Annotated in this window: 25 protein-coding genes; 12 read left to right on the forward strand and 13 right to left on the reverse strand. The window is 42.0% G+C overall.

Annotated elements, in window-relative coordinates; translation table 11 throughout:
• Positions 1-32 precede the first annotated feature (32 nt).
• From H7J92_RS15005 to H7J92_RS15040, 8 genes are all read left to right on the forward strand, one after another.
• Positions 33-1,064 carry an ABC transporter permease gene (locus H7J92_RS15005; protein WP_009766570.1) on the forward strand — a complete coding sequence of 344 codons (1,032 nt, stop codon included), beginning with the start codon at positions 33-35 and terminating at the stop codon, positions 1,062-1,064.
• Position 1,065: 1 nt separating this feature from the next.
• Positions 1,066-1,743, forward strand: a complete 678-nt coding sequence (locus tag H7J92_RS15010; RefSeq protein WP_009766569.1) for an ABC transporter ATP-binding protein — start codon at positions 1,066-1,068, stop codon at positions 1,741-1,743.
• A gap of 202 nt (positions 1,744-1,945) precedes the next feature.
• The gene (locus H7J92_RS15015; RefSeq protein ID WP_221837711.1) at positions 1,946-2,917 is read left to right on the forward strand and encodes a c-type cytochrome; all 972 of its coding nucleotides are present in this window, start codon (positions 1,946-1,948) and stop codon (positions 2,915-2,917) included.
• A gap of 89 nt (positions 2,918-3,006) precedes the next feature.
• Positions 3,007-3,636 carry an alpha/beta hydrolase gene (locus tag H7J92_RS15020; RefSeq protein ID WP_078817622.1) on the forward strand — a complete coding sequence of 210 codons (630 nt, stop codon included), beginning with the start codon at positions 3,007-3,009 and terminating at the stop codon, positions 3,634-3,636.
• An 11-nt stretch (positions 3,637-3,647) separates the two neighbouring features.
• Positions 3,648-4,535: a hypothetical protein gene (locus tag H7J92_RS15025; protein ID WP_221837713.1), complete on the forward strand. Its 888-nt coding sequence runs from the start codon at positions 3,648-3,650 to the stop codon at positions 4,533-4,535.
• Positions 4,528-5,088, forward strand: coding sequence for a hypothetical protein (locus H7J92_RS15030; protein ID WP_009766565.1), 561 nt, complete (start codon positions 4,528-4,530; stop codon positions 5,086-5,088). The genes H7J92_RS15025 and H7J92_RS15030 overlap by 8 nt, the downstream gene beginning before the upstream one ends.
• A gap of 90 nt (positions 5,089-5,178) precedes the next feature.
• Positions 5,179-5,748, forward strand: a complete 570-nt coding sequence (locus H7J92_RS15035) for a sigma-70 family RNA polymerase sigma factor (protein WP_078817620.1) — start codon at positions 5,179-5,181, stop codon at positions 5,746-5,748.
• Positions 5,745-6,779 carry a DUF4179 domain-containing protein gene (locus H7J92_RS15040; RefSeq protein WP_009766563.1) on the forward strand — a complete coding sequence of 345 codons (1,035 nt, stop codon included), beginning with the start codon at positions 5,745-5,747 and terminating at the stop codon, positions 6,777-6,779. Before H7J92_RS15035 ends, H7J92_RS15040 begins: the two co-directional genes overlap by 4 nt.
• Positions 6,780-6,817: 38 nt before the next feature.
• Here H7J92_RS15040 and H7J92_RS15045 read toward each other — a convergent pair whose 3' ends face one another.
• From H7J92_RS15045 to H7J92_RS15055, 3 genes are all read right to left on the reverse strand, one after another.
• Complete coding sequence (locus H7J92_RS15045) at positions 6,818-7,729, reverse strand: EamA family transporter (protein ID WP_009766562.1); 912 nt, start codon at positions 7,727-7,729, stop codon at positions 6,818-6,820.
• A gap of 160 nt (positions 7,730-7,889) precedes the next feature.
• A complete protein-coding gene (locus H7J92_RS15050) occupies positions 7,890-8,126 on the reverse strand; it encodes a hypothetical protein (RefSeq protein ID WP_009766561.1) in 237 nt (78 codons plus the stop codon).
• Positions 8,127-8,143: 17 nt separating this feature from the next.
• Complete coding sequence (locus H7J92_RS15055; protein ID WP_009766560.1) at positions 8,144-8,470, reverse strand: DUF3243 domain-containing protein; 327 nt, start codon at positions 8,468-8,470, stop codon at positions 8,144-8,146.
• 136 nt (positions 8,471-8,606) lie between these two features.
• Here H7J92_RS15055 and H7J92_RS15060 point away from each other — a divergent pair, with 136 nt between their 5' ends.
• Positions 8,607-9,080 carry a YflT domain-containing protein gene (locus H7J92_RS15060; protein ID WP_078817618.1) on the forward strand — a complete coding sequence of 158 codons (474 nt, stop codon included), beginning with the start codon at positions 8,607-8,609 and terminating at the stop codon, positions 9,078-9,080.
• Between the two features lie 92 nt (positions 9,081-9,172).
• On the opposite strand, the gene H7J92_RS15065 is transcribed toward H7J92_RS15060, so the two are convergent.
• The 3 genes from H7J92_RS15065 to H7J92_RS17875 all read right to left on the reverse strand — a co-directional run bounded on the left by H7J92_RS15065 (position 9,173) and on the right by H7J92_RS17875 (position 10,576).
• Positions 9,173-9,385 carry a CsbD family protein gene (locus H7J92_RS15065; RefSeq protein WP_078817617.1) on the reverse strand — a complete coding sequence of 71 codons (213 nt, stop codon included), beginning with the start codon at positions 9,383-9,385 and terminating at the stop codon, positions 9,173-9,175.
• Between the two features lie 64 nt (positions 9,386-9,449).
• Positions 9,450-10,265 carry a flagellin N-terminal helical domain-containing protein gene (locus H7J92_RS15070; RefSeq protein ID WP_009766557.1) on the reverse strand — a complete coding sequence of 272 codons (816 nt, stop codon included), beginning with the start codon at positions 10,263-10,265 and terminating at the stop codon, positions 9,450-9,452.
• 188 nt (positions 10,266-10,453) lie between these two features.
• A complete protein-coding gene (locus H7J92_RS17875) occupies positions 10,454-10,576 on the reverse strand; it encodes a hypothetical protein (protein WP_281422302.1) in 123 nt (40 codons plus the stop codon).
• A gap of 165 nt (positions 10,577-10,741) precedes the next feature.
• Here H7J92_RS17875 and H7J92_RS15075 point away from each other — a divergent pair, with 165 nt between their 5' ends.
• A complete protein-coding gene (locus H7J92_RS15075; protein WP_246603042.1) occupies positions 10,742-11,941 on the forward strand; it encodes an MFS transporter in 1,200 nt (399 codons plus the stop codon).
• A 53-nt stretch (positions 11,942-11,994) separates the two neighbouring features.
• On the opposite strand, the gene H7J92_RS15080 is transcribed toward H7J92_RS15075, so the two are convergent.
• Positions 11,995-13,644 carry an SLC13 family permease gene (locus H7J92_RS15080; RefSeq protein ID WP_009766553.1) on the reverse strand — a complete coding sequence of 550 codons (1,650 nt, stop codon included), beginning with the start codon at positions 13,642-13,644 and terminating at the stop codon, positions 11,995-11,997.
• Between the two features lie 253 nt (positions 13,645-13,897).
• Between H7J92_RS15080 and H7J92_RS15085 the strand changes: the two genes are divergently transcribed.
• Both H7J92_RS15085 and H7J92_RS15090 read left to right on the forward strand, forming a co-directional pair.
• The gene (locus H7J92_RS15085; RefSeq protein ID WP_078817614.1) at positions 13,898-14,983 is read left to right on the forward strand and encodes an AI-2E family transporter; all 1,086 of its coding nucleotides are present in this window, start codon (positions 13,898-13,900) and stop codon (positions 14,981-14,983) included.
• Positions 14,984-15,111: 128 nt separating this feature from the next.
• The gene (locus H7J92_RS15090) at positions 15,112-15,390 is read left to right on the forward strand and encodes a hypothetical protein (RefSeq protein WP_246603044.1); all 279 of its coding nucleotides are present in this window, start codon (positions 15,112-15,114) and stop codon (positions 15,388-15,390) included.
• A 44-nt stretch (positions 15,391-15,434) separates the two neighbouring features.
• Here the strand turns inward: H7J92_RS15090 and H7J92_RS15095 are convergent, their stop codons facing one another.
• From H7J92_RS15095 to H7J92_RS15120, 6 genes are all read right to left on the reverse strand, one after another.
• On the reverse strand, positions 15,435-16,142 hold the full coding sequence (locus tag H7J92_RS15095; RefSeq protein WP_078817612.1) for a hypothetical protein: 708 nt from the start codon (positions 16,140-16,142) through the stop codon (positions 15,435-15,437).
• A gap of 102 nt (positions 16,143-16,244) precedes the next feature.
• Positions 16,245-17,000, reverse strand: coding sequence for an IclR family transcriptional regulator (locus tag H7J92_RS15100; RefSeq protein ID WP_040760343.1), 756 nt, complete (start codon positions 16,998-17,000; stop codon positions 16,245-16,247).
• 52 nt (positions 17,001-17,052) lie between these two features.
• The gene (locus H7J92_RS15105) at positions 17,053-18,321 is read right to left on the reverse strand and encodes a M20 family metallopeptidase (protein ID WP_221837718.1); all 1,269 of its coding nucleotides are present in this window, start codon (positions 18,319-18,321) and stop codon (positions 17,053-17,055) included.
• Positions 18,321-19,268, reverse strand: a complete 948-nt coding sequence (locus tag H7J92_RS15110; RefSeq protein ID WP_009766543.1) for a DUF1177 domain-containing protein — start codon at positions 19,266-19,268, stop codon at positions 18,321-18,323. The genes H7J92_RS15105 and H7J92_RS15110 overlap by 1 nt, the downstream gene beginning before the upstream one ends.
• Positions 19,269-19,285: 17 nt before the next feature.
• On the reverse strand, positions 19,286-20,254 hold the full coding sequence (locus tag H7J92_RS15115) for an ABC transporter ATP-binding protein (RefSeq protein WP_009766542.1): 969 nt from the start codon (positions 20,252-20,254) through the stop codon (positions 19,286-19,288).
• Positions 20,247-21,260 carry an ABC transporter ATP-binding protein gene (locus H7J92_RS15120; protein WP_078817609.1) on the reverse strand — a complete coding sequence of 338 codons (1,014 nt, stop codon included), beginning with the start codon at positions 21,258-21,260 and terminating at the stop codon, positions 20,247-20,249. Before H7J92_RS15120 ends, H7J92_RS15115 begins: the two co-directional genes overlap by 8 nt.
• Positions 21,261-21,274 lie beyond the last annotated feature (14 nt).

Below are 21,274 nucleotides of genomic sequence, written 5' to 3' on the forward strand. Positions count from 1 at the left end.
AGAGCATAAAGAAAAACACGGAGGCGGTATCCATGAAGATTGCATGGAAAGAAATGAAGAAGAGTAAAGCAAAGTTTTTAATCTTAGGGTCGATTATATTCCTAGTAAGCTTCCTGACTTTTATTATTTCGGGACTTGCCAATGGATTGTCACAAGACAACGCAGCGTTGATCAAAGATTTACCGGCGGGACAATTTTATTTAGATGAAGATGCCAATCAAACGTATAACCTATCTAAAATAGATGAAGACGTACAGAAGAAGACATTGGCAGACAACCCGGATGCAACGGCTTTCTCAATCCAAATGGGATTTGTCAATGATGCGGAAGATAAACAGCACAGCGTCGCATTCGTCACTTCTACAGATTCCGATCTGTTCCAAAACGTTAGAGAAGGCGAGATCATTCTCGATCGTACGCTTGAAGATGAAGGAATCAAAGTTGGCGATGTCTTGACCAACAACCAATTTAGCGGCGAGTTCGTCGTCAAGGGATTTGTTGATCAGCAGAAATATAGCCACGCACCTGTTGCGTTCATTCAAATGAAAAATTACCAAGAAATCTACCGCGTGATGGAAATGCAGGCAATCTTCATTCCAGGTAAAGACGCACCAACAATCAGCGGGGTGGAGTCTTTTTCTAATAAAGAATTCTTAAACGCGATTCCAAGTTATAGTGCGGAACAGATGTCATTGAACATGATCGTTTGGTTTCTCGTCATCATCAGCGGAATGCTATTTGCGATTTTCTTCTATATGATGAACGTCCAAAAGATCGGATTGTACGGTATTTTGAAAGCGATTGGTATGAAAACATTATCGTTGTTCAGGATGATCTGGTACCAGATGATTGTTATTACCGTAGTTGCATTAGCGCTTTCCATTGCGCTCAGCCAAGGGTTCAGCATCGTTGCTCCTGAAGGAATGCCGTTCCACTTGACTCTGGATACTGTCTTTATGTTGTCTGGAGTATTTTTAGTTGTTGGTTTCATTGGAGCAACGATTTCAGGTTTCCAAATCAAAAAAATCGAACCGCTTCAAGCGATTCAACAAGGAGAGATGTAAAATGTCTGCTTTTACTATTGATGAAGTGAAAAAGACGTTTACGAATGGTGAGATTGAAGAGGAAATATTGAAAGGTGTCAATTTGACATTGAAAGAAGGAGAAATTACCGCTTTGGTCGGTCCTTCTGGTTCGGGCAAATCTACAATCTTGACGATCGCAGCCGGTTTGCAAAGTGCATCTGGCGGAGAAATCATCTTTGAAGGAAAAGATATGACGAAAATGAGCCAAGAGGAAATTCGGCATATACGTGCCACCGATTTCGGCTTCGTCTTCCAGTCCTCTCACCTAGTACCTTTTTTAACGGTAGAAGAACAGTTGCAATTAATGCTCGACGTGTCTGAGACGAAAACGAGCAAAAAAGAACAGTCAAAAGCTATAGAGGAGATATTGAAACTAGTGGATATGGAACACCGTAAAGACGCATATCCTTCTTCCTTATCTGGAGGAGAGCGGCAACGGGTGGCGATTGCGCGTGCAATCATTCACCGTCCGAAAATCCTCTTTGCGGATGAACCGACAGCAAGTTTAGATACGAAGCGTTCAAAAGACGTCATGGAACTGTTGCAGGAATTGACACGTACACTGCATTTAACTACGTTGATGGTTACACATGACGAAGAGATGTTACCTTATGCAGATCGCATTATCACGATGAGAGATGGATATATTGTGGAGTAAACAGATGGCGGTATTTTACCGCCATCTGTTTTAATGTGTGCGTATATAAGTTCCGCGACCTGATATAAAAAGAATGTAGAATCTGTTCCATTTTTTGTCGAATTTCAGTTAGATAACGTATAGATCTATATTTCCATTTATGGTAAATTAGAAGTGTAGTATACTGATAATATAGAAAATATGGGTACAAGGAGGGGTTCACATGAAACGAACAACAACGCTCACCTTAGGTTTTATTGTCGTAGTTTGTCTGGTCGTTATTGCTCTTATGGCCAATCAACTCCGAAGCAACAAGGATCAAGCGGCAGAATCTCCTGAAACAGAAGCTCCAACTGAAAAAGTGGCTGGTATTCAGCACAATCCGCCTTCAATGGAAGATGTACCAGACGGACCAGAAGGGGAGGCAATTAAACGTGGTCACCTGTTATTCGATGATACATCCAATGTATTACGTTCAGAGGCCGCTTCCGTAGAAGATGGAATTGCACGTGTTAATGAATTATCCTGTACTAGCTGTCATGCCGGTGCGGGAACAGATGAAGGAGTTTCTTCCATGGTTGGTATGTCCGCAGTTTATCCAATGTATATTGGCAGATCTGGACAGATGGTCACATTGGAAGAACGAATTAACGGCTGTATGGTGAGAAGTATGGATGGACAAAAATTTGCGGCGGATGATGAAGATTTAGACGCGATGGTTGCATACTTAACGTATATTTCTGAAGGTATTCCGGTAGGAGCCGAGTTAGAGTGGCGCCACCAAAACACAATTGATGATTTGCCGACTCCGGACGTGGACAACGGTGAGAAATTGTACCAGCAATCATGTATTGCGTGTCACGGAGAATCGGGAGAAGGAACAGGTTCGAATACAGGACCGAAATTATGGGGTGACGGTTCATTTAACGACGGAGCAGGGATTGCCCGTATGACGAAAATGGCAGGTTATGTTCAGAAAAACATGCCAGTGAGTCAAGAAAATACATTATCTGATCAGGAAGCTAGCGATTTAGCAGCATACATTTTGTCACAGGATCGTCCCGAGTGGGGAAATCATGACAAAGATTGGCCGGATGGCGGGCGTCCCAATGATATCATGACAAAAGAACGCCGAGACCAAGTGAAAGATGGAACGATCAACTGGGATGAAGTGTTAGCGAAACCTGAAAAGTAATCGAGTGAAGACGTCTGCTGCTTACCGTGGCAGGCGTTTTTTTGTATGGTAAACTATAGAAACAAAGAAGAGAAAAGGGGAGAAGGAATATGCAATCACCATTTACGTTTACGCATACAGCACCAGCAACGGATATAGGGAAACAACCAGCAATATTTTTACTTCACGGCATGGGAAGTCATGAAGGAGATTTGCTGCAACTCGTCGGTGAATTTAAGGAAAGCCATCATATCTTCAGCTTGCGCGGACCAATCGTGCATGCTCCGGGATATGCATTCTTTACAATTGAAGAAGAAGGCAAACCGGATCGCGAAGTGTTTGATAAAGTATTAGTTTACATTCAATCGTTTATTCGCGAGGCGATTACGGAGTTCGATTTGGATCCTGAACATCTGACAGTTGTAGGATTCAGTCAAGGAGCAGTGCTTTCGCAGGCGCTTGGTTTGACCATGGTACCTACTCTTAAAGGAGTGGCCGCATTAAGCGGTTACGTACCAGATTTCGTCAAGAATGAATATGCGAAGCAGCCGGTTGAAAGTCTACAAATCTTCATTTCACACGGTGATTATGACTATGTTATCCCATCCCAATGGGGAGCGGAAAGCAAGGAGTATTTTGAGTCATTAGGGGCAACTGTGACGTTCAAGACGTATAGCGACGGTCATGGTGTGGTACCGGAGAATCAACGTGATTTGGTGACGTTTTTGAAAACGTTGTAAGGAGTGAGTGGATGAAGATTAGACCATTCTGGGTCATTCTAGTGCTCACAGGAATATTGTGGGTTGCCAACCTTGCTTATGCACAGTCTCAAAAGCTCGATCAGCCAATCTTTGTCGATCATTATGTAGATATGTGGTGGGAAGAGTCTCCTTTTTTGCAGTTTTATTATCTGGCAAATAAAGAAGATCGTTCAATTGTACAATCTGTAGAACTTGGGGATTGGCTGGGCAGTCCTGAATGGGGAATAGACAGCGAAATTGCGGAAGTGGATCAATTTGGCCGCTATTCCCTGCGTAGAGTGACGGTTCAATTCAATCATTTACCGGAAATTCAAGAGCAGCAAATATTCCATGAGGTGACTGTCCATTTTTCAGAAAGCCCTTCAACAGTAGCGCAGATCGGGAGAATTGTAGTGCATCCTCCTTCGGATGGGACGTCACCGTTTAATGATAACACTCATTCGAGCGGAGATTATGACAAATCTCAGTTGATACCTGGAGAAGTAGTGACAGTTGAATCAATACATACTTCATTTGATGATCTGCTTCAAAATCAATTTCTTATGAAGGCTTATTCACCGAAACTTAGGTTGTTGTCAAAACCGCTTGCGGATGGAATGAGGGATTTCAAAGAGAAATACTGGCAGGAAGCTCCAGGCGTTGATGTGCGAACTGTAGAGTTTCCGTTTGAACTCCAACAAGGAGAGCCGTTGATTGTATCCAGTACTGCCGATCTCAAATTCAGAGCCGTAATGGATATCGATATTGAGATAATAGGAGAGACAGCGACAAAGGAGCCTTTTAAGGAGAAAGTCGGCTATATCTCGTATCCGCAGTTTACGAAACAAGAGATTCAGCAACTGATCGAGAAGAGAACGAAGGCGGTGCCGAATGAATAAAGCACTGCGCCTGATATTCTGGGGCTATCTGTTCATCTTTTTCCGCATCCAGATCGGCATCGATTTGCTGGCCGATCCAATTGGCTACTACCTCATTTATTCGGGTGGCCGGCTGATGACGAAACATTTTCATGTAGCAAAGAAGGTGGAAATTGTTGCCTTTATAGGGATGCTGATCTCCTTGCCGGGTGTCTTTGTGAATTTATCTGAAGCGATTGATGTAGGATGGATGTCTTACACTCAAGGTCTGTTCGTCTGGAAAGTGATTGTGGTCTATTATTTACTCGGTACATGGAAGTCGGCGATTCAAGGGCAAGGGTATACACTGTTGCGTGATCGGTTGAAACAGGTCTACCTATTGTATATGGGTGTTCATTTTGCCATGATGCTGTATATGGCGTTTTCCTTCAATATAGGCGGCGGTTCCTGGTCATCTGTATTTTTAACTATTAGTTTTTCCGTCATTGCGATGGATATTGCGCTGCTCGTGTTGATTGCAGCATTACGTAAAGTGGATTGGAAAGATCCTATGGAAATTAAGTCCTCACGATAGAATGTGAGGACTTTTTTTATTAGGCGTGAGAATAATAGACGAGCTCATTCGTTGTAGTAAATAAGAACAGATAATCAAGGAGACGTGCAGATGAAATCTACAGAGAAAAATTTTATCAGGCGGTTGAAACGGAAGAAAGAAGACGCCATTGAGTATGTGGTAGATACCTATTTGCCCATCGTTAAAGCAGTAGTGTATAAAGTGCTTGGTCCGCTGCAGACAGATGCAGATATCGATGAGTGTATCAGTGATGTATTTCTGTCGGTATGGGAGAATGGCGATCAGTTTGAAGGAGGGCCTGCAGATTTCAAGAAGTGGATTTGCATGGTGGCGAAGTATAAAGCGATTGATCAGTATCGTCGGGTGGGGAAAAAAAGAAATCGAGAACAGGGGATGGATAATATGCCATTCGTCAGTGAAACCAATATCACCGGTATTGTCCTCGCGAAAGAAGAGCAGGAAGAGCTGTTGGTCGCGATGAGCAAGCTGAATGAAATGGATCGGGATATTTTCACAATGAAGTATTTCCTCGATATGTCGAATGGCGAGATTGCAGAATCTCTTTGTGTGACGAAGGCAGCTGTTGACAATCGACTGTATCGGGGAAAGAAACAACTTTCGGTTCTGATAAAAGGTGAATGGGAGGAAGAGTACATATGAAAACAATTTATAAGCGACTGAACGAATTGAATGTAGACGAGGAAATGGAGCCGATAGAAATTTCGGATGACGAAAAAGAGGCGATGAAGCAGCTTGTGAGAAAGAAAATCCATCGAAAGAGACGGATCCCGAAACTCTGGCGCAATGTGGCGGCAGCGGCTGTTATAACAATGGCTTCCATTACGACGATTGGAATTGGATTCCCGACGCTTGCCAGTCAGATTCCAATTGTGAATAATATTTTTAGTTATTTCAATGACGAAGAGGATGGATTTTATACTGAATATGAAGAGTTTGCGACTGGCATTGGTCAAGTTCAGACGAGTAATGGCATAACGATGGCAGTGGACCATGCTGTTTATGACGGCAAGACAATAACACTTACGTATTCAGTAGAAACCGAAAAGGAATTAGGGAAGAATACAGGAGTGAATGCACCTGTAGAGGTGAAATATGAAACAGGTGCTACCGGGACTTCCTCTTCATTAAAAAAAATAGGCGATACCCAATATGTCGGAATGATTACATCAACCCCATTCTTTGATTCCAAACAAGACGTTGTCACGGTCAAATGGCGACCAAGAAGTATCGTAAACGAAGAGACAATGAAAGAAATAAAAGGCGAATGGAATTTTGATTTCATATTGAGGGAAGTGAAAGGAGAAGTCCAGTCAGTCGCAGATTCGACTTCTAAAGATGGAATTAAAGTGACAATAAATGAAATCCGTTCGACAGATATTTCCACTGTTATTGAATACAGCCAAAAAGTCGATCGCTCTGTAAGTGAGATGTGGGAATGGGTCACTGCAGAATTATTTGTTATGGATAATTTAGGGAACGAGTATAAAGTGAATGGCAATGGCGGTCATAGTGAAAACGAGCAGGACTTCTATTGGAGTGCTACGATGGGGAAAATTAATGAGCAAGCGACATCCCTGTTTTTCACGCCTGAAGTGATTTTGAGCGAAGGAAGCGGGCAAGGTCATGAAACATTGACGTTAGATCCGATTGAAGTGAAATTGGAGAAATAAAAGAGAGATATGTCCGCGTTCGCGGACATGTCTCTCTTTTATTGCAGATGTTTTAACTGCTGTCTTCTATGCAATGAAAAACGCTGCAGCATCGCGGGTAAGGTCATCCCGAACAGCACGAGCAAAATTCCGAGAAATTGCAGTAGGGTCAGTCGTTCACCAAGCAATAACATGGAGGCGATAATTGCAACTGGCAACTCCATGGCACTCAAAATAGAGGACATGCCAGCGCCGACTTTTGGAACACCAATGGAAAATAAAAAAATCGGAAGAACAATGCCGAAAACGCCCAAAATAGCTCCATACAGCCAAAGACCTTCACTCAATTTTCCATTCCAAATGATTTCAGGAGACTGGAAGAACGTAATTGCAATGGCAGCGTAAAATGACATGAGAAACAATCGTGTTACGACGCCCATTCCAGGTACCGGCTTTTGATTGGCCGTAACGAATGCAGCAAAACTAAATGCTGCAGCCAGTCCCCACGCCCAGCCTTGCCATGGAATTCCACTGACATCTACATCAATAAGCCCGGCTGCTAAAATCGTACCTCCAAATAAAAATATCAGCGATACTACTTCTGTTTTCTTAGGAAGTCGTCTAGCTGCTACGCACTCGTATAACATTCCAATCCACGTGAATTGAAACAGCAGCACGACTGCCAATGAAGCAGGCATATACTCGACAGATTTCCCATACACTGTTCCTGTTATAGCTGTGAATAATCCTGCAATCAAGACAGGAAAACTGCCTCGAAGCTTTGGCATACTTCGTTTAGCGAATAAAAAAATAATAAGAGCTAATAGAAATCCCGTATAGTATTGTGCCGTCACAGCTTCCGAAGCTGTAAAGCCATCGTGGATTGCCAGTTTGATAATTGTCGACAAAATGCCGTAGCAACTTGCACCAATAACGATGAATAGCGGATACATCCATGGTTTCATATGCATTTAACCTCCGTTCCTATCGAACATTAGTATATCATGGAAACTTTAAATCGGATTATAGAAATCGAGCGTACATTTCCCGGGAAATATCGACAATTTGGGTGAGTAAATGAGGAAAAGCTACACAGTGTGAGGGTTCACTGTGCAGCTTTTGATTGGGAAATTACATTGGAGCGCCGTAATCGGAGGAACGGCTTCCGCCACTATAGCGGGGGGAGTGGTTTATTTTTTCTTTCATCTGAGCTTTCCGCTGATCAGGCAAAGAAATTGAATCGACTGTTTGCATATCTTCATGCAAATCGAACAGACTAACTGTATTGGTATTTAAATTTTCAGGATGTGTTTGAATTAATCGATAGACGTCTGGATTTTTTGGAGCAGGATTTTCTTGAACACCCATTGCTTATCGCTCTCCTTTTATGCTTGACGAACCATCTTCAGCAACATATGTGCTAAAGAATGTTGTTCTTCTTTGGAGCCTGAATCCCATAATTCCTGTAATAAATATTGCTCTCGGTTTCGAGGTTCTTCATGACGTGATAAGTAGTTCGCAATAAATTCGGTCGTTTTTGCGAGTTGTTCATCATTCAAGCCTAAGTTTTCGCCTTTTTCTACTTTTTCCGCCAAAAACCCTTTGAAATGGTTGAAGTTTTGAAGGATTTGTTCCTTCTTATCTTCCTTCATATTCGAAATTTCGGACTCCACTTTGTTTTTCATTTCCACTGTTTCAACACTCCTTTCCATTTGATACAAGTAGCGTGTGTAAGAGACGAAAAACTATACGTGGCGGATTGGTGAATGCCATCCAGCTCAATTAAGGTGTAAAAGAAGTAGGCAATGGGTAGAAGTAAAATATAATGTACGTAAAGGAGGTGCGAGAATGGCGAGTAAACAATATGCAGGTACATTCCATTCGGTAGATAATGTTCTTTACAAAATAACAGAACTTGAGGCGCAAGGGTACAAGAAGCGTCAGATGTGTGCCGTATCCAACGTCCGGGACGATCTGAAAATATTGGAAGATGATTCTGAAATAGAATTGGTTGGAATTGAGGAAGGTTCGCTTTGGGATCATACGCGGAAATTGTTCAATAGCAAGGATGAAATGTTGACCATTTTTATTAAAATGGGATTCTCGAAGCAAGAAGCCAAGACCTTTTACAGTGATCTGAAGGAAGGTGGAATTGCATTATTTGTGGATAAATTGACTGATAAAGAAAGAGCGGATTCCATTGATCCACATGACAGTTCGTCCCAACAAACAATTAGTGGTGAGAGTTTGGAAGGTGAACCCGATCAAGAGCTGGTTAATCCAATCCCCAATAGTCCCCGAATCAATACTGATCAGTTATAGAAAAGTAGGATCTTCCATTGCCGTGGGGATCCTTTCTTTTTTAAACGTAAAAAAACCTGCTGTTAGACAGCAGGCTCCTACTAATTTGAGTTTTATAAACGATCACGGCGCGCTTCTGAATCACTGAAGTGTTCTTTTGCTTCACCGATTTTCTGTTGGGCTTCACCTTTTGCTTTGTCTACTTTACCTTCTACCTTCATTTTCGTGTCATTCATAACATCGCCGGCAACGTCTTTCATGCTGCCTTTAATTTTATTTCCGGCACCTTTTAATTTATCTTCTATGCCATGATCTTTGTTCTCCATGAAATCTCCTCCGTTTCTGTAGTTGGTATATAAATACCCGTTTTGAAAAAGAGAAAACATCTACTTATTGTCGTAGAAGCTGCAATACCGATTGTGCTTGCTGCATATGAAGTGATAGTACGTATTGTCCTGCCTGCAATAAAATATTTGCTTTTGTTAAAGCCATCATTTCTTTTGCGATATCCGCGTCCCGAATTCGTGACTCGGCGGCAGTTAAGTTTTCTTCCATAGTCTGGGCATTGCTGTAGGCGTGTTCCAAACGATTTATATAAGCTCCCATACGCGAACGCTCAGAGGATACTTTAGAAATGGCTCCGTCCAATAAGCCCAGTGCTTTATCTGCATCCTCACGTGTTTCAATCGAAGCGCCATCAATACCTAAACTCGTAGCCCCCATGTCTCCAATTGAGAAATCAATGGACTGGCCTGCATTCGGTCCTACTTGTGTCTTAAATGAATCTCTGGAACCGTCAAGCAAAGGCATTGTGTTAAATTCGGTGTCTTTTGAAATGCGCTGGACCTCTTTTTTCAACTCTTCGAATTCCAAGGACAATTGTTTTCGATCATTATCCGTCAATGTGTCACTAGCTGCTTGGACACTCAATTCCCGCATTCTTTGCAGTATATCATGCGTTTCGTTCAATGAACCTTCGGCAGTCTGGAACATCGAAATGGAATCTTGAATATTTCGCTGCGCCATTTGAAGACCGCGGATCTGACCACGCATTCTCTCGGAAATCGCCAATCCTGCTGGATCATCCGCTGCTCGGTTGATTCGCATTCCAGACGATAAACGCTCCATCGATCGCATTGCTTGTTGGTTATGGATATTCATATTGTGCAAGATATTCAAACCTAATGCATTCCACTGACCTAGCATGTCATTGCCTCCCCTGGTAATATTCTGTATCTTTATTATCGGCTAGTTGTAAAAATACTGAATAGTCGTATAGCAAGTATAAAAGGGGACACTTTAATACCCAAGAAACTCTATAAAATATTAGCCCGAAAAAAAACCGGAGACCTCTAGAGGTTTCCGGTTTTGGTGTGTCCAACAAATGTCTGGCATTACTGAGAATCTTTCATTCCTGCAAAGTTGTTGAATTGCTCCGTGAGTTTTTCTCGTGACTGCTTGTTCCGCATTAGAAAAAGAGCGCCAAGTCCTAAAGCTGTCATCGCCATTTTATTCATTCGTCTTCCACCTCCAATAGGTAAGGTGGCATTCTTTGAGAAAATTATACGTATTTCCACTAAAACACATTTTGATATTCAGCCTAATTTTCAGAAGCACATGTTAAATGCTCTTTATAATGCTATAATTTTATTATTCGAAATTTAATGACGGGAAGTGGCATCATGAGTTTACCTACTAAATCTACGATTCGAGAAGCTCGTTTTTGGCGAATTATTATCGGGCTTGGTATAGCTTCGGTGTTTATTTTCGCGGCCATGTATGCCATGCAGCCGCTTCTTCCTATTTTAACTAAACAATTCGGCGTATCCGTAGCTACGGCAAGTTTAACCATGTCCATCAATACAATCGGCTTGATAATCGGACTTATAATTCTAGGATTCTATTCGGATCGGCTAGGGAGATCAGTTTTTGTTAAGACGTCGATCTTGCTGACAGCTCTTTTATTTATTCCAATGTTTTTAACTCATTCGTTTGCAGTAATTTTGGCGTTGCGTTTCCTTCAGGGTTTTGTAATGGCTGGCGTATTGGCAGCCGCGCTAGCCTATATCAATGAAGAGATTCATGGGCGTGTAGTCAGCATGGCGACCGCTCTCTACATATCATTCAACAGCACTGGCGGGATGTTCGGCCGCTTCGTGACAGGATATATAGCAGAGCGCTGGTCATGGGAATTGTCCTTGCAATTATTAGGGATAATTGGTGTGGTGGTCTTTTTCATGTTGCTATTTGTACTGCCGAAGTCAACTAATTTTCAGCCGAGTACTGAGACAATACGAAAGGATATGGAGGGATTTGGTTTTCATTTGAAAAATCCCACGCTACTGATCGTCTTTGGGCTTGGTATCGTCTTGCAGCTATGTTTTACAGGGATGTGGACGTTTCTTCCCTTCCATTTGACGGCTTCACCGTTTTTATTAACGCTGGATGAAATCTCTTATATTTATTTTGCTTATGCTTTCGGAATTATTGGTGCACCTTTAGCTGGGGTACTGGCAGTGAAGTATGGGTTAAGAAAGGTGCGGCTGATCGCAATTGTATTGCTCATGGCAGGTTGTCTGCTTACCATCCCGATGAAACTTCCTTTGATTGTGATTGGGTATTGCGTCATTTGTCTCGGGTTTTTCTCTGCCCATTCTTTGACTGCAGCTTCTGTTAGTAAAGAGGCGACACATCATAAAGGGAGCGCGTCCAGTCTTTATCTGGTTTCCTATTATGTTGGCATGGCGGCAGGAAGTACGCTAACTAGTCCGCTTTGGGAGGTGGCTGGTTGGACAGGGCTTGCTTTGTTCTCAGCGAGTGTGCCTATTGTGTATGTATTGTTAATTCGGCTGCGTCAACGGAAGTTAGGCGTGGCGCATTGAAAAATGTAGAAAAACAGGTTCCGGAGAAGTCTCCAGTACCTGTTTTTTAAATGTTAACCTTTAAAAACTTCGGGTATCGTATTCAAGTCGATTCCCCATAATAGTGGAAGTAGGAAGTAAATACAGAGTGTCACAAGTACAATGCCTAGTAAATTGAGCACAAAACCTGCTTTGGCCATATCGGGTATCCGTAAATAGCCAGAACCAAAGACGACAGCATTTGGCGGGGTGGCAACAGGCAGCATGAAAGCACAAGATGCTGCTACACCCGCTGCGATCATTAGAGCGTATGGGTGGAAGCCTAATGCCAATGCCAATGAAGCCATGATTGGGTACATCATTGAAGCGGTGGCAGTGTTCGATGTGATTTCTGTCAAGAAGATGACAAGCCCCGTGACAATGAGAATGATGACGATCAATGGGACTCCCTTCAGCCCAATCAACTGGGTTCCGATCCATTCGGACAGACCGCTGCTTACGAAGCCGGCTGCAATTGCCAGCCCGCCTCCGAATAAAAGCAAAATGCCCCACGGAAGTTTGACAGCTGTATTCCAATCCAAAAGATGATCTCCTTTTTTATTGAAAGAAGGAATGATAAACAGAATCATCGCAAAGACTATTGCAATCAGGCCATCACTTAGCCCATCTATAAATTTAGATAATAGGAAAGAGCGAGTAATCCACGAAAATGCTGCTAGGACGAAGACAATAAATACTAGAATCTCTTCAATAGAAGGACGACCTAACCTTTTCTTTTCCTGGTCAATTACTTCACGACCGCCTGGCAATGTCTTCACAGGAGATTTGTAGACAATCTTTACTAAGTACCACCATGTCAGAAAAATGAAGACCCATGCAAATGGCACGCCAAATAGCATCCACTTTCCAAATGATAGCTCAATTCCGTAAATTTTATTTATAGCTCCGGCTAATAACGTGTTCGGCGGTGTCCCGATTAGTGTTGCAATACCGCCCAATGAAGCGGAGTATGCAATCCCAAGCATCAGTGCTTTACCGAATCCAAAGTTTTCTTTGGACGTGTCGATAGACGGATTATCTTTTAACGCAACCGTGACTTGTGTGATGATGGCAAGTCCAATCGGAACCATCATCATAGCGGTAGCCGTATTGGATATCCACATGGAGAGAAAACCAGTGGCTACCATGAAACCTAAAACAATTCGGTCCATATTCGTTCCGATGGCAGAAATTATAGTTAGGGCAATCCGCCGATGCAAATTCCATTTTTCAAGTGCAAGTGCGATCATAAAACCGCCCATGAATAAGAAGATGGTTTCATCACCGTAAGACGAAGCAGCCTCTTTCATTTCGAGCCCGCCTGTCAGAGGAAACAGTACGAGCGGCAACAGGGAAGCCACCGGAATCGGTATTGCTTCAGTAATCCACCAAACTGCAATCCAAACTGTGCTAGCTAGGATGGCGACGCCTGCACTTGATAAATCGGCAGGTTTAAAGAAGAGCAAGATCAAACAAAATAATAATGGGCCAAGGATGAGGCCGAACAGTTGTGTAGCGGAATAGCTGCGCGAATCTCTGCCGCCGCCCTCATTTTTGACGCCGATGGGTTTTCCACCGCCACCGCCTTTTACCATCTCTGAAGAATCTGGTGCCGTAAAAAAGCGGAATACGTCTTTGACTTGATCATGTAATGACCAAAGACGATTCCAAGTCTGTTGTAACATAAGATCCCTTCTTTTCTAAGTTGTATACCTTGGTAAAGTGACATTCTTTCCAAGACAAACCTATTTTACCGATGATAGGCTGAAGGAACAAGAGGGATTTTGATTCTTTCATATTTTAAAATAATTTAAGTTGGTATTTAACGAAAGATTTACTAGCCTCTGCCTAACTAATTACGAGATAAATTTCGACAGGAGCAACTCAACCACGTATACTAAAAATAACTGTATAATTGAATTAAAAAGAGGTGAGGATTTGACGAAAAAAGTATGGTTTCAGTTAGGTGTTGGCATTCTACTAGTACTTCTGATCACCAAATATTTTTTAGAAGTGAATTATATTTTTAGGCCAGTTGGTATCATCTTGCAGACCATCATGCTGCCGCTAATTTTTGGTGGCCTGCTGTATTACATGACCGAACCGATTCAACGTTTGCTTGAAAAACGCGGATTGCCTAGATGGGGCAGTATTATATCGGTGATCCTTGTTCTCGTGGCTGCTATTTGGATTTTAGTTGCGCTCATCGGACCGATTGTGACCAAACAGGTAAACAATCTAGTGGACAATGGACCCGCCCTTACTCGGCAGTTAGATCAATTGAAGAATGAAGTGATCAATCAAAAGGATAACTTTCCGTTACCGGATGAGCTACAGGACACGCTAAATTCAGCAGTGAACTCAATCCAGTCTTTTGCAGTGAAATTTGGTAAGTGGTTTGTTCTATTCATCCAGTCTTTCGTGCAGGCAGTCGCCTTACTGCTGCTTGTTCCGTTCTTCTTTTTCTTCATGCTGAAAGATCACGAAAAGTTTGCGCCGCGGGTCTATAATCTGTTTTCCGGCCAGCGTCGCGAATGGGTGAAAAAGACACTGGGGGATATTGACAATGTACTGCGTTCTTACATACAGGGACAATTGTTAATCAGTGCGATTCTCGCAACGATCATATTAATTGGTTATATGATTATTGGGTTGGAATATGCGTTGCTATTAGCCATCCTCGCTCTTTTCATGAACTTAATCCCGTTCATCGGTCCGTGGATTGCTGTCGCACCCGCTTTATTGATCGCTTATTTACAGGAGCCGAAACTTGTCATTTGGGTGGCATTAGTGACATTAATCGCTCAACAGACAGATAGTAATCTCATCACGCCGAATGTTATGGGGAAATCGCTTGATATTCATCCGCTCACCGTTATTACGGTTTTATTGGTGGCGGGAAGTCTCGCTGGTTTCCTTGGAATCTTGGTAGCGGTTCCTGCTTATGCAGTCGGAAAAGTGATTGTACAAAATATTTATGAACGGCGAAAAGAAATTCGCCGAGCGGCTACTAAGGAAGTGTAGTTGCGGAGCCTCCTGGTCTTATGGCTGGGAGGTTTTTTTATTGGGTTTGAGTGGCAAATTGTGTGACGAAAAAAATGGATAAACGGAGTCTTTTCGCACATTCTAATTAAAAAGAAAGGATGAATGCCATGTTAACAGAGTTCCCTGTAATTCATACGAATATATGGGACGCGGTTTGGGCAGTACCTGTCGTTTTGGTAGTCGTCCTCTTGGCTACGTGGATATTTCGTTTGCCTCCCAGCTGGTTGTCGACTTTGGCTACCACATTAGCATTGGGCTTGTCCGTGTTTATCAGTCATCCGGGTAATTTATCAGCTAGGATTTTCATGGGATTTTTCTATAGTGGAGCTGCGATGGGTACCATTTATTCTGTGAAGCAGTCCTTTCGTGCATATCGACAGAATTGAAAAACAGGCTGCCGCATAGGTGCGAGAGCCTGTTTTTGTTCGACTTATTTTAGTGGGCAGAATCCGCATTGCATCAAACCGGGGACATCTTTTGAAAAACAGCAAGTCTTGCGCACGGTTGTGTTCAATAAAACGGACGGTTCGTAGCCGTTCAAATAGCTGGCGAATCTGGAATGAGTGGAAATACCTGTCCATAGTGAGTCATCTTTTAGTGTCTCTACATCTTCTCGTGCTTCGATTTGTGTGGAAGGATCTGAAAGCAGGACATGGTATTGCCATAACCAAAATCCGAAAATATTTTCCCATGACGTCAATGGTGAAATTGGGACAGCTGTCCGAAGAGATAGGATAATTGCATGCGCCATTTCCAAAATGCTTCTAATTCTCGTTTGTCGATCTTCTTCCTCTACCGTCTGCCAATCGGATGCATCTATGAATATACTGATGGTTCGATTGCCGAACTCTACCACTGCACCAAAGCGTAAATTATCTGGTGGTCCTTTCCACATCTCATCGTAGGCAGCTAAGTTGTACAACTGCATAGCAAAAAACATTCCGATCCTACGCATGAAAAATGAAGCTGCAATGACGTCATTTGGACTTTGGCTCACCGTCTTCATCACTTGAATTAAATCCGAAGCCTTCGAAGGATCCTGTAGATCAGTCAAGGTGAATACCGGATGCTCAGGCTCGTTTACATAGATGCTATAACTATTCAATTCTTTGATTTGGTTTGCTGTAAGAGTATTCATACATTTAGTATAAGCAAATGATTTTGTAGAGGCAACTTGTTGGTGTTCTATTCACAGTAAAAAAGACAGAGTACCAGCAGGGGAGTGCTGATACTCTGTCTTTTAGAGAGTCAAATTATATTTTTTCATATTCCATTGCACTGTATCCCTTGTTTGTTGAAGTAAAGGTATAAATTCGGATTGCTGTGTTTTATTAATACGATAGGAAGGACCCGCTACGGTAAGAGAACCAAGAATATCACCATCAATGATCAAGGGAACAGCCATTGCGACAACGTCAGGGGTGTACTCGTTATGGCTAATTGCATATCCATTGTTTCGTATCTGTTGAAGATCTCTTCGTAAATCATCTGGATTGGTCATGGTATTTTCTGTGTACTTGATCAATTCACCTTGAAGTATATCTTCAATTTTATTTTCTGGAAGATGTGCAAGAATGGAGCGATACGAGGCACCAACATATAGGGGAGCCCGACTTCCAGCAGTGACAGGGAATTTCACTTTATTTTCAGGTTCGATGACTGTCAACATTAACGTTTCATTTCCATCTAAGACCGTAAAAAATACAGATTCGCCTGTCTGATCACATAACTTTTGTAAATGTGGATTGATCATCTCTTGGACATTCAAATTTTCATAGAAAATGGTGCCCAATTCCCAAACAGCGGAACCAAGTTTATACTGTTTGGTGATTGGGTCTTTAGACACGAATCCATTTCTCTCTAGAGTCTCTAATATTCGATAGACATTGGTATGGTTAAGTCCCATTTCAGCCGCCAATTCTCTACCGCCCCAGACGGTCTTTTCACGCGTAAACATCTTCAGAATGGCTAACGCCGAGTTGACTGTTTTAAGCATAGTTGACTCCTTTTGATATATTATTAACTATTTTCCATATAAGTAAATAATACTAATTGTTATGAAGGAAATCAATGGCGGCGGCTGCATATACCTTTGCACAGCGTACAATATCTTCTACTTGTACTTTTTCATTATATCCATGAATGCTAGGCAAATAAGCAGGTCCATATTGCAAGACAGGAATGTTATGATCACGGAAATGTCTCGCATCACTGCTTGCCCACTGCATAACACCGTAAGCCTCTTTTCCTGTTATAGCGCTAATATTGTCCACAATTGCACGACATACCGGATTTTCTGCAGGTGTATAATTGGCTTCGCTCTTAAAACCGAATAGTCTAATAGAGTAGCGAATATTTAAACTATCTAATTCTTGCTTTAAGTAGTCAGATACTTGCGCATGTGTCACGCCGAATGGTAATCGGCAGTCAACTTGTACTTTACAGCTTTCAGGTATGACATTGGATTTCGTACCACCGTTGATTGTGCCTACGTTTACTGTAATTTTTTCTAGAACTGGTTGATACTTAATTCTATCTTTTTCTACCTCTTCCATATAGCGTTTTGAAACTTCAATTAAGGGCTGTATTTCTTTCGGAATATGTATATCTAACTCCCATAATCCCTGTATTTTTTCAATAGCCTTGATTGCATCTGTTATTGCATTGTTACCTGCGAGTGGAGAAAGACTGCCATGTCCGGGTTCACCGAAAACTTCAAGTTCGAACCAGTAAGATCCCTTTTGACCGATAGTAGGATTTAAAGGGGAGGAGGGTTCCGCGATAAGAGCGCCATCTCCAGTGACTAACTTTCTTTCAAGTAACCAAGGTACACCATATTCTCCTCCTGTTTCTTCGTCAGGAACAATAGCGAGTGTTAATTTTCCCGGCAGCTCGATATTCAATCGTTTGAACAAACCAAAAACGAAAATCAATCCTGCTAATCCTGCTTTCATATCACTGGCGCCACGACCCAACATCCATCCATCCCTGATCTCCCCAGAGAATGGATTGAAATCCCATTTCGAAAGATCACCAGCCGGGACTACATCAGTATGTCCGCAATAGACCAGTTCCTTGCCGTCGCCGGCACCTTGAGAAGCTAATAGGTTATACATCTTGTCAGCAGACTCATGCCAGTCTAACTCAACATTGGATTCTTTCAAGTAATCTGCAATGAATTGACTTATTTCTGTGGAATCTCCAGGGGGATTTTCACTGGGGATTTGAATTAATGAACTGCATAGTTGCAGCAGCTCATTTTTATTCTTTTCCACTTCATCAATTACGAATTGTTTTAAGGCTTCCAAATTAGTCATTAAGCATTTACCTCGTTTCCTTTAGTTTGCAAATGGGTCATTTTTCCGTAAAGGGCTTCAAGATGCTCAAATTCTTTCTCGTCAAAAAATGAACATTTTCCTTCGCCATAATACTTTGCAACTTCAATGGCATAGCGGACAGCTTGTTCTACATCTGTTGGGTGTGTTGCTCCTGTTGAACAGCCTGCCACAGCGGTTTGAGTTGTTAGTGCAACCCCTACTACTGGACTTGTGGTAGCAACTGCTGGTTGTAAGATGCTGTTTACATGGTATACGCCGTTGCCGTATGGTGTAATATCTTGTGTTGTAATTGGTAGTGTGACGGGTAAAATACCAGCAGATTGAGTATATAAATGTAAAAGGTCATTACTGACTTTTAAGATATAGCCTTCTTTCACAGTGGGAGTGATTGCAAATCCTTTATGATTCGTAATCATATTTCCTTTTGTTGTGTCGATTGAAAGAATTGCATCCATTTCTTTTGTTACTTCATGCTGGTTCATCTCTAAAATGTCTACTGGCGATCCCATAAATGGAACCGGGTCATGTGGAGAAGTTGGAGCTACGGGACAAATATGAGTCGTTAAAATAACATCTCCTTGTAAACGATCCCCTTTATTACTCATATCTAATAATTTTGCTGCTGTCGACATACTGGCAAGCGCCCCATCTCCATCTGATACAAAGCCAGTCATTTCAGGACGAGCGCCAATACCACCTAAGCGTCCGATAATACCTAGTGTTTTCGCTGAACCACCGTTTGTTTTACCGTTTACACCGGGAATGGTCACCTTAATGAAGTCAGTAGATCCTTTTTCTCCAAATACAGTTTGAACAGAAACAGTGGCAGACGGCGAAATTTTTTGTAAATAGCTTTTCACCTCTTCGCCTGAAACAGAATGATCATCCATAACCTCTAATAGTTCTACTACGTGTTTTAATGACATTTATTATTCCTCCATTTTTAATATAGGTGACAAGAAACTTTGTTGCCTTCATTTAATTCTTGTAGTTCAGGCCGTGTATTTTTACAGATATCCATTACAAAAGGGCAGCGTTTGTGAAAATGGCAGCCTGTAGGTGGATTTACAGGACTTGGAACATCCCCTTTTAAAATAATCCTTTCTCGTTGCTCAAAGGGATTCTCTTTTGGAATAGCAGAAAGAAGCGCCTTTGTATAAGGATGTTTAGGATCCTCATAAATTTCTTGGAATGTACCAGTTTCTACGACTTTACCTAGATACATAACCGCAATTCTGTCACACATGTAACGAACAACATTCAAATCGTGCGAGATAAATATATAGGTTAAATTGAATTCTTTTTGAAGGCTTTTCAGCAAGTTAATAACCTGTGCCTGAACGGATACGTCAAGTGCTGAAACAGGCTCATCACAGATAATGACATCAGGATTTAAGGTCAACGCTCTAGCAATGTTGATCCGTTGCTTTTGACCACCCGAAAATTCATGCGGATATCTGCTGGCATGATAACTACTTAAACCTACAATTTCCAATAGTTCATGCACACGTTTTCTGCGACTTTCTTTCGTACCAATCTTATGAATAACTAACGGTTCAGCAATTAATGATTCAATAGTTTTACGTGGATCTAATGAAGCGTCGGGATTTTGGAATACCATCTGAATGGATTTCCGGGCGCTGCGAATTTCTTTAATGCCAAGAGAAGCCAAGTCTTTTCCTTTAAACTCGACAGATCCCGAAGTCGGACTGATGAGCTGATTAATCAATCGTGCTAGTGTCGACTTTCCGCAGCCTGATTCACCTACGATTCCGAGAGTTTCTCCTTTGAATACATCGAAACTTACCCCATCTACAGCTTTGACGCTTTGTGTAGATTTTTTAAAAGGCATTGGATCCAAAATAGGGAAGTGTTTCTTTAAATTTGTCGCTTTAATAATTGTCTCAGTCAACGAACATTCCCTCCTTCTTCTCCAATCGACTTGTTTCATGTTGAAAATGGCAGGCAGCAAAGTGTCCTGGCTCTACTTCGATATATTCAGGTTTTTTCGTGTGACAAACTTCCTCACTGTAAGGGCAACGATCTACAAACGGACAGCCAAGTACGGGTTTCCGCAAATCTGGCGGACTCCCTGGAATCGCCGGTAATTTTTCATTGTGCTGAACGTCTGTTGTGATTTGTGATTCAAGCAGTCCCCACGTATAAGGGTGTAATGGATTCTTGAAAATAGTTTCTACTGATCCAGATTCCACCGTAGTTCCGGCGTACATTACAATGATGTTGTCACACATTTCCCAGACAACACCTAGATCATGTGTGATCATGATGATGGCTGTATCGTTTGTCTGTTGCAGATCTTTCATTAGCTCTAATATTTGCGCTTGTACCGTCACATCAAGTGCCGTTGTTGGTTCATCAGCAATCAATAACTTGGGATTACAGGATAAAGCAATTGCTATCATAGCCCGCTGACGCATGCCGCCAGAAAATTCATGCGGATACATATCAATGCGTTTCTCTGGTTCAGGTATGCCAACCGTTTTCAACATCGCAATGGCTTCCAGTCGGGCTTCTTTCTTAGATATTTTTTTATGCTGTCGAATAGCTTCAATAATTTGATTTCCTACTGTGAAAACAGGATTCAAGCTAGTCATCGGATCTTGGAAAATCATAGCGATTTCATTTCCACGAATAGATCTCATTTCTTTTTTGGACAATGTTAATAAATCGATACCGTTAAATAGAATTTTACCATTGCTGATCTTGCCTGGAGGTGAGGGAATGAGTTGCATCAAAGCAGTAGCTGTTACACTTTTGCCTGAACCTGATTCCCCTACAATTCCTAACGTCTCTTTTTTCTTCAATGTCAGATTCACACCGTTAACGGCTTTGACAGTAGAAGAGGAAGAGCGGAATTCCACATCTAAGTCTTCTATGGATAGCAAATTTTCCGACATTTTAATTCCTCCTA

The organism is Sporosarcina aquimarina (assembly GCF_019748715.1).
Classification (GTDB): Bacteria; Bacillota; Bacilli; order Bacillales_A; family Planococcaceae; genus Sporosarcina; species Sporosarcina newyorkensis.